Consider the following 11,044-nt stretch of genomic DNA (forward strand, 5'->3'; position numbering starts at 1 on the left):
CGTCTCACCGTGGTTCAGAGAATGGATCAGACCGCCGTGCCGATCAGCGCGACGCCAATCGCCATGAGGACCGCGGCGCCCAGGCGTCGCATCCAGTTGCCTTCCTTCAGGAAAATGAACCCGATAAGCGCCGCAAAGATGACCGAGGTTTCCCGCAGGGCCGAAACCGCCCCAAGCGGCGCAAAGTTCTTGGCGTAAAGCACCAGACCATACGCTGTCATCGAAACCAGCCCACCCAAAAGGCCCGTCATCCATATTCTGACTGGCAGTTCTTTGAGGGTGGTGCGTTTCCTGACCCCGATAAACCCTGCAATGAACAGGTGCAGAAAGGCCCCCCACGCCCAATAGCTGAGCGTATTGCCTGACAGCCGCACCCCGATGCCGTCAACCACCGAATAGATCGAAATGCAAAATCCGGTTCCCAGCGCGAATCCCAGCGCGCTGCGCCCGACACCCGAACGCAGCGCCGCCCAGCTGCTCAGCTGAATGCCAACTGCGATCAAGGCGATCCCACCCCAAGCCTGCCAGGGCAGAACTTCGCCCACCAGCGCCATCGCCCAAAGCGAGACCAGTGCCGGAACAATCCCGCGTGCTATGGGGTAAACCACACTCAGATCGCCATGCTGGTAGGCCTTGCCCAGCATGAAGTAATAGCCGAAATGCACGACGGTCGAGAGCAGGATATAGACAAAGCTCTGCGTGTTCGGCAACGGCAGGACCATCACCATTACCGCCGCCGGCAAGACCTGACCCAACGCGACCAGACCCAGCATGGTGGTGCGGTCCGCTGCCGTTTTCACGATGGCATTCCATACGGCATGCAGCAGCGCCGCCGACAGAATAATCAGAATGACGAACAGGGTCATACCCGAACCTTTCCCGCAGAATTCGTGCGTAAAAAGGGTCTTTGGCCCCATTTCACTTGGGCGTGGTGTCTGCCAAAACCGGGATTTTTGTCAAGCCGGATTCCAGTGGTCAAATTACCGCCACTGTTGGGGACGTGTCCGCAAGCCGTTTCCGGTCTCGTCCCGCACCCTTGTGCCCGGTAAGAAGTTACAACAGCACGTGATCCCGGTTGCAGGACGCGCATCACGTTCTAAGATCGGGCACATGAGTTTTGTGACAGACAACCAATTGCCCCTGCTGATCCTGTTTTTTCTGTCAGGATCGATCGGCACCGCCTTTTTGTTCCGCAAGCCAGCGGGGCACCGGGCGTGGAAATTGGCCGATCTGGTCTGGGTCGTGCTGGGTGGCATCGGCGCATTGGTGGCTGTTCTGGCGGGGCTTTACACGTCGGACAGTTCGCGACTGGATCGCCAGATTGATGTAGCCTACGCCGCAACATTGGCATTCGACCGGGATGCCGCACGGTTTCGTCTGCGTTTCTGCGACCCTGCTTACGATCCTGATACGGCAGTGCTTTGCGACAAGGTTGAATTCCTGTCGGCATCAACTGCCAGCAACTCGGAATTGCCCCTGTTCATCGCCGTAACCAACGAAGTGGCCCCCCTGCAGGGCCTGCACTTCCTGTTCGGAAGTCAGGGCAAAGATGAAATGGACGAGCTGCGGGATATGACGGCAAAAGCTGATGCTTTCGATATCGACCAGTTCCTCGTATTCACGTCTCTGGACGACAAAACTCAGGTGGCCATCGACAACATGCGCCGTAAGGTACCCGCGATTGCCGGAGATTATCAGATCCTGGCACAAAGCTATGACGATCTGATCCAGCAGGTCGGCAAGTTGAAGGACGAATGGGAGTACCTGCAGGCCAATGCCCATATTCTGGTTCTGCAAATCGTGGCGCTTTGTCTTGTTAGCTTTGCGGCCCCGTTTCGACTGGGAAAATCTTTGGTCGAATTGCGCCGGGCGCTCAACGTCGATAGCCCCGCGCCAACACCTGTGGATCAACCCCCAGAAAATAGCGCAGAAGTGTCCACAAGTTCCGCATGCCCCGTCGAGTCCAACCTGCCTGTTCATAGCGCTCCGCGCTCGTAAAGGCACGCGACTCGAGTATTGCGATCCGTGGCAATGCGCGCACCAGCGCCACATCTTCCATCAAGGGTTGGTCCGGATACCCACCAGCCGCCAGATAGACATCACGCGGAACCAGCAACCCCTGATCTCCGTACGGTAAACCGAACAGCCTGCTGCGCAAATTGGCCCATCCGGCCACCCAGGCTGGCGCAAGCCCACGCGCGCGAAAAGCCAACCGAAACGCCGCTGGTGCGTTGGATGGCAGATGGGCGCTTACGCTCTTGGCCCATCCCTCTTGCAACACGGTATCTGCATGAAGGATCAGAAGCCAGTCTCCATCAGCATGCGCGCACCCCCGGCGCAATTGACCGCCGCGCGATGGCTCACCTCTAATGACATGCGCGCCAACATCTTCTGCTATTCTCAACGTCTGGTCAGTTGAGCCTGCATCGCTGACGATCAGGTCCCGGATCAGCCCGGAATGCACCCCTTCCATCAGGGCTTCAAGGCACGCAGGCAAGGAATCGGCGGCATTCAAGGTTGGAATCACTACAGTGACGGGTGCGGGCACGTCCGATAACCTCTGGTCTTGGCTGCGAGACTTCCTATATCACGAGGCCAAAGGCAATGACGAGGACCAAGCCATGCCCACCCGCCGCATCCTGCGCCTGACTGGCTCGGACACCGAAAACTTTTTGCAGGATCTTGTAACCAATGACGTTCAGGGATTGGGCAATGGGTTGGTCTATGCCGCACTGCTTACACCACAGGGCAAGTATCTGGCAGATTTCTTTCTGAAACGCGATGACGTTGGGGTGCTGCTGGACGTGGCCGAGCCACATGCAGATGACCTGATCAAGCGCCTGAACATGTACAAACTCCGTGCGGATGTGGTGATCGAAGGCACGGATCTGCATCTGCAGCGCGGCACAGGTCCAGCACCGGACACCGCCCTGCCCGACCCCCGTCACGCGGATATGGGTTGGCGTGACTATTCGACAGCCCCAGATGGCGATGACGGAACCGACTGGGACGCGCTGCGCGTTCGACACTGCATCCCCGAGGCTGGGGTCGAACTTACGCCAGACAGCTATATCCTCGAATCCGGGTTCGAGGCGCTGAATGGTGTGGATTTCAAAAAGGGTTGCTATGTCGGTCAGGAAGTGACTGCGCGCATGAAACACAAGACCGAGTTGCGCAAAGGCTTGCGGCGGGTCTTTGTCGAAGGATCGGTTCCGGCGGGGACTGAGATTACCGCAAACGGCAAACCCGTCGGCACCCTGTTCACGCAATCAGGCGGCCAAGGAATCGCGTATCTGCGCTTTGACCGTGCGAATGCAGACATGATGGCCGGAGACGTCGTGGTTCGCCTGACGGACCAAGCGTAACTTGTTGCCAAATCGGCACGGCCTTATCCGCCGTATGTTTCATAAAGTTTGAACCCGTTACCCAGCCCTGCCAATGTGTCGTCACAGGGGCAACACGGATACCCGCATGTTTCAGCTTTATTCCGCGATTTGGCGCGCCAGCGCCGGGCGGCAGATTATCCTCATCCTGTTATCCATTGCCATTGCGGCGCTTGCCGCTGTTCCGCTTGAATTTCAGCGCGATATCGTCAACCACCTTACGTCCAATGATCTTCACGTCGAAAAGCTGGTTCTGCTGGGCATCGGCATGATGATTGTCATCCTGCTGAGCCTCGCCCTGAAATGGGTTCTGGGTTTTCGCGCGGGTACATTGGGCGAAGACATGATCCGGCTGATCCGGCAACGCTTGCTGTGGCGTGCTACCGACCTGAAGGAAACGGGTGAAAATCTGCGCAAAGGTACCATGACGACCGCCATCTCAGCCGAGGCTGAGGAGCTGGGCAAGTTCGCAGGGGGCGCGTTCTCGGACCCGGTGGTTCAGGTTGGAACGCTGGTCAGCGTGATCGGGTACATATCCTCAACGCAGCCAGGCCTTGGCCTTATCGCGTTTTCCATGATTGTGCCGCAGATCATTATCGTTCTGGTGTCGCAACGCAAAGTGAACACGTTTGTCGCCGAACGCGTCCGCCTTTTGCGCAGCGCCACTGATAGGCTGACCACCGAGGATATCGATGCCGTCGAGCGGGATATCAATGCCCTGTTCGACGACATCTATGACACAAGGCGGCGCATGTTTCTTTGGAAGCTTTCGGCCAAGTTCCTATTGAGCGTAATCAACGGCGCCGGAACCGTAGGTATTCTGATGTTGGGCGGTTATCTGGTGCTGCAAGGAAAGACCGATGTCGGCACGGTGGTGGCCGCGATCAGCGGGCTTGGCCGGATACAGGGCCCGACCGCGTTCCTGATCGCCTTTTACAGACAAGTCAGTGCCAACCGCATCAAATACGAGCTGATGCTAGAACTATTCGGCCCGGACCCCGCGCATTACCGGTACCGCAACAGTGCATAAAAAAGACCGCGCAGCGGCTGCTTGCGCGGTCTGACACAAAAAGCGACGAAACGTCACGCGCGTTCGGAATATTCCATCGTTTCGGTGTTCACGATGATCATTTCATCCTGACCGATGAACGGCGGCACCATGACTTTCACGCCATTGTCCAGAATTGCAGGCTTGAACGAGTTCGCGGCGGTCTGACCTTTTACGACCGGCTCGGTTTCGACAATCTTGCAGGTTACTTTCTGCGGCAGCGTCGCGTTCAGCGCTTCACTTTCGTAGAATTCGACAACAATCGTCATGCCATCCTGAAGGAACGGACGACGCTCGCCCAGCAAATCCGCTGGCAATTCAATCTGTTCGTATGTTTCGGCATCCATGAAGACCAGCATGCCATCGGTTTCATACAGGAACTGCTGATCCTTCTGTTCAAGGCGCACACGCTCAACCTTGTCAGCCGAGCGGAACCGTTCGTTCAGTTTCGAACCATTGCGCAGGTTGCGCAGTTCGACCTGCGCGAAAGCGCCGCCCTTGCCGGGCTTCACATGGTCAACCTTGACCGCGGCCCAAAGGCCGTCGTTATGCTCAAGCACATTGCCGGGGCGAATTTCGTTCCCATTTATCTTGGGCATTACATAATTCCTTCACAAACGGTTGATGCGTCAGTTGCGCCTCCTATATCTGGCGGGAACATACCTGACAAGACAACCAAACCTAGTGCTGCAAGTGCAGCGAGATATGCAAGTGACGCAACGCAACTATGCATATTAGCTGTATCCGAATCGCACTTTATCGGTCATAAGGACCGTCACGCCGAAAATTGCAAGAGCAAGAAAAACAAGGAAGACGAGATGAGAGATTTCGTTGACGGCACTGCCTTTAACAACGAACAAGGCAATCGTGCTCGCAAACTTTTCGCGGCCGTTGTGTTGGCCGCACTCGATGACGCCATTGCCGATGACAAGAAGTATGGCAATGGCCCGGAACAAATCGCCCGTTGGGCGCGCTCGCGCGATGGACGCGAAGTGCTGTCTTGCGCGGGAATCGACCCGAACGAGCGGGTTGTCAGCGGACTGATGGAGTTCGTTGGCCGTGGCGTGCGGACCTCGGTCGCGCTGTCGCGTGAAGAAAGCGAGCGTCGCAATGCCGCTCAGCAGGCTGAAGCTGCCTGATCCAAGGCTGTTTCAACTCAGAAAAAACGCGCTCTGCCATCAGAGCGCGTTTTTCTATGCGTATCCCACCACGATCCCGGGCGTCAGGATGAGTTCGGGGCTTCCCCTGCCCGCCCAAATCAGGTCATCTGCGCCTTGACAGGTAGGAGACAATCCATGGTTCGCGCCATCATGATTCAAGGCACCGGCAGCAATGTCGGAAAATCCGTTCTGGTGGCGGGGCTTGCGCGGGCTTTTACACGGCGGGGTCTTCGGGTTGCGCCCTTCAAACCGCAGAACATGTCGAACAATGCTGCTGTTACAGAAAACGGTGGGGAAATCGGTCGCGCACAGGCCCTTCAGGCACGGGCGGCAAGGCGGGCGACGCATACGGATATGAACCCTGTATTGTTAAAACCTGAAACTGATACCGGCGCGCAGATCATTGTTCAGGGGCAGCGCGCGGGCACCATGAAAGCCGGTGATTACCGCAAGGATAAATCCAGACTGCTAAGCGCCGCACTGGAAAGCTTTGACCGGCTGTGCAACGACGCGGATCTGGTTCTGATCGAAGGGGCGGGCAGCCCGGCCGAAACAAACCTGCGCAAGGGTGACATCGCCAATATGGGCTTTGCCTGCGCTGCGAACATACCTGTAATACTTGTCGGCGACATTCACCGCGGCGGTGTGATCGCACAGATCGTTGGCACTCAGGCGGTTCTGGACGACGGCGATCTTGCGCGAATTCGGGGCTTCGCCGTCAATCGGTTCAAGGGCGATGTGTCCCTTTTTGACGAAGGGCGCGATGATGTTGCCTCTCGTACTGGGTGGCCCTGTCTGGGGGTCGTCCCATGGTTTCATGACGCCTGGAAGCTACCGGCCGAAGATATGATGGACATCCGTTCTCACACAGGCGGCACCTGCAAGGTTGTTGTGCCACAGCTTGAACGGATGGCGAATTTCGACGACCTTGACCCATTGTCGGCCGAACCCGGTGTGAGTGTCGAGATCATTCCAGCCGGACGCGCATTGCCGGGCGATGCCGATCTGGTTTTGCTACCGGGCAGCAAATCCACCATCGGAGATTTGGCCTATTTCCGTGCACAAGGCTGGGACATCGACCTGTACGGTCATGTTCGGCGCGGCGGGCATGTGCTGGGTCTCTGTGGTGGCTTTCAGATGCTGGGCAAGACCATTTCCGACCCCGATGGCGTAGACGGTCGACCGGGTAAGGTCGACGGGTTGGGGTTGCTGGATGTGGACACAGTCATGGGAGGACAAAAGCAAGTTGTCCTGCGTACGGCCCATGCGTTGCCGGGCCGAGAGCCGGTCACCGGATACGAAATCCACATGGGCCATACAAACGGGCCGGATTGCACCAATGCATGGCTTGAGGTCGAAGGCCGCCCTGAAGGCGCGGCCAGCGCAAACGGGCGGATCAAGGGAAGCTATCTGCACGGTATCTTTTCGTCCGACGCATTCCGGGCGCGGTATTTGTCAGCGTTAGGCGTGACCTCGGACCTGTCCTATGAGGACGGCGTCGAGCAGGCGCTGAACGATCTGGCCGATCATCTGGAGCGCCACATGGACCTTGACCTGCTGCTCAGCCTCGCGCAGCCTCCGCACCGTGGCTGAGAGTTACTCCAGATCCTGAGCCGCAAGAGCGCGGGCGATCTCTCGCCTGACCATCTTGCGCACATTTCGTGTAATCCGCTCACCCATCGTTCCTTGCAGCTCGGCGCGGACAACCTCTGCGATCAGGGTGCGCAGAGCGTCTTCATCCATGTCGATCGTCCTGACGTTTTCGTCGGAACCAGGTTCTTCGGCATCAGCATCAGACACAACAGCTTGAGACGACCGGATGAATTCCGCCTGATAAGGTGCGTCTTCGTCCTGCTGAACCGCGTCTGGTTCTTCGCCACCGGCAGCATCAATCGACATCGCAGCGGCAAATTCTTCTTCGACATCCCATGGCAGCGCGTGAGACGGTGTGCCCGAATATGCATCCTGGCTGTCACCGTCCGGTTCCCACTGATCTTCTGTTTGCGCGATGGCCGCTTCCAGCGCTTCGATCTTTGCACTCAGGCTGCTTGTTGCATCATCCGCCGCGACGCGTTTCGTCTCGGCTGTTTCTGGCTTGTCCTGGTCGGCGTTCGCGGGTTGACCCGTCTGAACGATATCGCAGGTGCGCAGCAACATCGGCTTCGCAGCATCTGAAACTTCGGCTTCTGATACAGCTTTAGCGGGAATCACCCCCAATTGATCTGGTGTGCTGATCCGCAAAGCATCTGTAAGCACCAGCCGCCCCGGCTTGCGTGCCTTAGTCGTTTGATCCGCGACGGTTTTATCACGACTGTCTTCACTGACCAGACGTTTGACCGAAGACAGAACGTCTTCGATCCCTGCTTTCACGACATTATCAGACATTGTTCTCTACCGCTCTATCCTTGGATCGAGTGTAGCCAAACAATCCGCGCCTCACAACAGATAGTATTGGCGATCAGTCCCGGCGCAATGCTTTGAGAACGCGATCCAGATCCTTGCTTTGCTTGCTGACCTGTGCCGGCGCATTCTTGACCAGATTGTAATACAAAGTTGGATCATAGATTTGCACCGCCAGCCCAAGACGCTCGGCTGTCAGAAGGCCCTGCGCCTGCAACAACTGATAGGCAGCCCGCGACCGTTCGGTGCGCGAAGCGACTTCTGCCAGCTGCGCATCCAGCAAATCCTGCTGCGCATTCAATACATCCAGAGTTGTTCGCGCGCCCAGTGTTGCCTCTTCCCGGATGCCATCAAACGCCACCTGTGAGGCGTTAACACGCTCGGTTGACGCCCTCAGACTGGCGCTGGCCGCCTGAAACGCCGCATAACGGTCGGTCACACCCTGCGTGATGTTCTTTTGAACGTTCAGAAGATTCGCACGCGAGGCATCCCGGCTGGCCATTGCGCGGCGCACATTTGCCGCCAACCGGCCACCCGCGTAGATGGGTTGTGTGAAGTTCAGCGACACGGTGGCGTCGTTCACATAGTCATTATTGTCATAGCGCTCGGACACGCCAGCATCGGCATTCAGGCTGACATTCGGCCCAAGGTTTGCCCGTTGCTGCTGCACGACCAGATCAAACGCCCTGACCTGATGCTGCGCCGACAGAATGGCCGGGTGGTTGCGCTGCGCCAGATTCACAGCTTCAGCTTCGGAACGCGGCAGATTGGGCAGGCTCGGCTGACCAGCCGTTCGCCCCGGTGCCTTTCCGACTGCGTTCACGTATTCGGCCTGCGCAATGCTCAACTCGCCACGTGCCACCGCCAGATCCGCCTGAGAGCTTGCCAGCTGTGCTTCGGACAATGCGACGTCCGTGCGGGTTACTTCGCCCACTTCGAAGCGGTCATTCGACGCCCTAAGTTCCTCTGCTGACACATCCACGTTGTTCTGGCGGATCGCCACGGTCTCTTCCTGCAACAGGACGCCCAGATAGGCATTTGCTGCGCGAATAAGAACCTGTTGTTCGATATCAATCAGGGTTTGCCGGGTAGACAGCACCGTTTCCTGCGCCGACTGCTTGCCCAGCACAGACGCGCCGCCATCATACAAAAGCTGGCTCAGCGTCAGGCCCGAAAAGAACCGCGACGGTTCGTTTGTCGTCACGACGTTATTGACCCGTGACCGGGTGTAATCCTGGCTGACCTGCACGGTCCAGTTGATGATTGGTCGCAACGCAGAAAGCGCAATGGCCACATCTTCATCCGCGGCGCGCAGCAACGCCCGGTTCTGTTCAAGCAAACCACTGGTGTTATACGCGCCGATGAACGCATCCGTTATGTTGTCTGCCCACGCTGCACGCCCTGGCATCACGCTCATGGCAAGTCCTGCGGTCACAGCAAACGCCCTGACCAGCTTACCTGTCGCCGAACCACGCATACCAAAATCCTCTCAAACGAAATTACACTGCCCTGCAGGCAGTTTGCGGCCTTCTTTTCAACTAATCAAGGTGATAGAAAAATCTATCGGCGGACTATAGCGAAAATGCACACTCTGCCGAAAAACCTTCCAGAACCGGAGCATTGGCATTGAACACATCACGCCAACTGACGCGACCACCAGTTTTTCGACCGATCCGCACGGTGCCCAGGTTGCCGTTGACAAACAGACACACGATCCGACCGTGATCCTTGAGTTGATCCAACAGGGCATCAGGCACCTGCTCGACACCGCCCTGCACCATGATCGCATCATAGGGGCCGTGTTCCGCCACACCCTGTTCCAGCGCGCCGACGTGGATAATGGCGTTGTGCACGTCAGCTTCGGCCAAGAGGTTTTGCGCCTCGGCTGCAAGGGTTTCGTCGCTTTCAACACCCACAACCAACTCAGCCATCCGCGCGGTGACAGCCGTGGAATACCCCATTGCCGGAGCGATATCGAGGACCATCTCATCCTTGGATATGTTCAGCACGTCCAGCATTTTAGCTAGGGTTCGCGGCTCCAACATGCTGCGCCCGTCCCCCAGATCAATCAGGCCGTCCACATAGGCCGCCTCGCGTTGAGAATCGGGCACGAAGCTTTCCCGCGGAACACTCAGCATCGCCTCAATGATCGGGAACTTGGTGACGTCAGAGGGGCGGATCTGTGTATCAACCATTGTGCGGCGCCGGGCTGCGAAGTCAGTCATTGGATATCTCGTCTCATTCCCAAAGATGTCGGGCTTGTGCCATATCCTGAACCTTCCAGCAACGCCCCTGTTGCCGCAACCTGAATCTTGATCACCTCCTTGGGCGTGGACTTCGGCAAATCTCGATCTTGCCGGCAATTTCGCGCGCAATCCACTGGACGCCCCAGAGGAAAGCTGTTAAAAACCCAGTCACACCACGGCAAGTATTTGATTTTACTTGAAAAGGCGAGTTGGCGGAGTGGTGACGCAGCGGATTGCAAATCCGTGTACACCGGTTCGATTCCGGTACTCGCCTCCATTCCGGTACTCGCCTCCATATTTTTCACTTAACTATATGTATTAATTTAGTTTTTCGAAAAATTTCCTGAATTTTTCCTCACTTACCCACCCAAAACGTTGAGAGTTCGATTGCTCGAAATACTCAATTAGATCAATGCTCTATAAAACAAAACCGGTTGGCGAAACAAACGCGCCATGTTGATCGCTAGTGCTCTATAGTCCATTATTCAAACCGCTGATCGCGAGCCGCATCTTCGACCGCTTCTCGCTCCCTTTCTGCAGCGATCCACTCTCGAACACGAGGAACGTGACTGGCGACCGCAGCTCCAAATTTCTTGGCGTGGATGATCTTGCAGTTGTTCTAAAACCCCTAGCCGACGCTCGATAATAGCTGGACCTGTCCCGTTTTTGTGCCGCCCCAAGTGCTCGTTTAAGCCACTTTCCTTTCGAATGCGACAGGGCTTTTCCAGCCCAATGCTGAGTGCCTTCGCCGCGGATTGTAGAAGCCATTGATGTACTGGAAGATTGCCAGTTCCGCGTCTCGTCGCG

At 57.0% G+C, this 11,044-nt stretch carries 10 protein-coding genes, 1 tRNA gene and 2 pseudogenes; 6 read left to right on the top strand and 7 right to left on the bottom strand.

Going from position 1 to position 11,044, the window contains the following annotated elements; genetic code table 11:
- Window positions 1-26: 26 nt before the first annotated feature.
- Window positions 27-866 carry an EamA family transporter gene (locus tag ACR0J7_RS04135; protein ID WP_480913368.1) on the bottom strand — a complete coding sequence of 280 codons (840 nt, stop codon included), beginning with the start codon at window positions 864-866 and terminating at the stop codon, window positions 27-29.
- A gap of 244 nt (window positions 867-1,110) precedes the next feature.
- On the opposite strand from ACR0J7_RS04135, the pseudogene ACR0J7_RS04140 reads away from it, so the two are divergent.
- Window positions 1,111-1,866: pseudogene (locus ACR0J7_RS04140) on the top strand (hypothetical protein); the annotation flags it as partial.
- A 7-nt stretch (window positions 1,867-1,873) separates the two neighbouring features.
- On the opposite strand, the gene ACR0J7_RS04145 reads toward ACR0J7_RS04140, so the two are convergent.
- The gene (locus ACR0J7_RS04145; RefSeq protein WP_480504585.1) at window positions 1,874-2,548 is read right to left on the bottom strand and encodes a TIGR04283 family arsenosugar biosynthesis glycosyltransferase; all 675 of its coding nucleotides are present in this window, start codon (window positions 2,546-2,548) and stop codon (window positions 1,874-1,876) included.
- Between the two features lie 73 nt (window positions 2,549-2,621).
- Here ACR0J7_RS04145 and ygfZ point away from each other — a divergent pair, with 73 nt between their 5' ends.
- Both ygfZ and ACR0J7_RS04155 read left to right on the top strand, forming a co-directional pair.
- Window positions 2,622-3,365 carry a CAF17-like 4Fe-4S cluster assembly/insertion protein YgfZ gene (gene ygfZ, locus ACR0J7_RS04150; protein ID WP_480504583.1) on the top strand — a complete coding sequence of 248 codons (744 nt, stop codon included), beginning with the start codon at window positions 2,622-2,624 and terminating at the stop codon, window positions 3,363-3,365.
- 73 nt (window positions 3,366-3,438) lie between these two features.
- The gene (locus tag ACR0J7_RS04155) at window positions 3,439-4,413 is read left to right on the top strand and encodes an ABC transporter transmembrane domain-containing protein (RefSeq protein WP_480913370.1); all 975 of its coding nucleotides are present in this window, start codon (window positions 3,439-3,441) and stop codon (window positions 4,411-4,413) included.
- A 53-nt stretch (window positions 4,414-4,466) separates the two neighbouring features.
- Here the strand turns inward: ACR0J7_RS04155 and efp are convergent, their stop codons facing one another.
- Complete coding sequence (gene efp, locus ACR0J7_RS04160; protein WP_209503361.1) at window positions 4,467-5,030, bottom strand: elongation factor P; 564 nt, start codon at window positions 5,028-5,030, stop codon at window positions 4,467-4,469.
- Between the two features lie 219 nt (window positions 5,031-5,249).
- On the opposite strand from efp, the gene ACR0J7_RS04165 reads away from it, so the two are divergent.
- Window positions 5,250-5,570 carry a DUF6280 family protein gene (locus ACR0J7_RS04165; protein ID WP_037310273.1) on the top strand — a complete coding sequence of 107 codons (321 nt, stop codon included), beginning with the start codon at window positions 5,250-5,252 and terminating at the stop codon, window positions 5,568-5,570.
- Window positions 5,571-5,726: 156 nt separating this feature from the next.
- Entirely contained in the window at window positions 5,727-7,184 is a 1,458-nt protein-coding gene (locus tag ACR0J7_RS04170; RefSeq protein ID WP_480772896.1) for a cobyric acid synthase, read from the top strand.
- 3 nt (window positions 7,185-7,187) lie between these two features.
- On the opposite strand, the gene ACR0J7_RS04175 is transcribed toward ACR0J7_RS04170, so the two are convergent.
- The 3 genes from ACR0J7_RS04175 to ACR0J7_RS04185 all read right to left on the bottom strand — a co-directional run bounded on the left by ACR0J7_RS04175 (window position 7,188) and on the right by ACR0J7_RS04185 (window position 10,216).
- On the bottom strand, window positions 7,188-7,976 hold the full coding sequence (locus tag ACR0J7_RS04175) for a hypothetical protein (protein ID WP_480772897.1): 789 nt from the start codon (window positions 7,974-7,976) through the stop codon (window positions 7,188-7,190).
- A 73-nt stretch (window positions 7,977-8,049) separates the two neighbouring features.
- Window positions 8,050-9,468 carry a TolC family outer membrane protein gene (locus ACR0J7_RS04180; protein WP_209503355.1) on the bottom strand — a complete coding sequence of 473 codons (1,419 nt, stop codon included), beginning with the start codon at window positions 9,466-9,468 and terminating at the stop codon, window positions 8,050-8,052.
- Between the two features lie 94 nt (window positions 9,469-9,562).
- Window positions 9,563-10,216, bottom strand: coding sequence for a protein-L-isoaspartate O-methyltransferase family protein (locus ACR0J7_RS04185; RefSeq protein ID WP_267363657.1), 654 nt, complete (start codon window positions 10,214-10,216; stop codon window positions 9,563-9,565).
- Window positions 10,217-10,440: 224 nt separating this feature from the next.
- On the opposite strand from ACR0J7_RS04185, the gene ACR0J7_RS04190 reads away from it, so the two are divergent.
- Window positions 10,441-10,514 (top strand) — tRNA-Cys (locus ACR0J7_RS04190).
- Between the two features lie 411 nt (window positions 10,515-10,925).
- Here the strand turns inward: ACR0J7_RS04190 and ACR0J7_RS04195 are convergent.
- A pseudogene (locus tag ACR0J7_RS04195) lies at window positions 10,926-11,044 on the bottom strand (IS3 family transposase); the annotation flags it as partial.

The organism is Ruegeria sp. O4, from assembly GCF_056535125.1.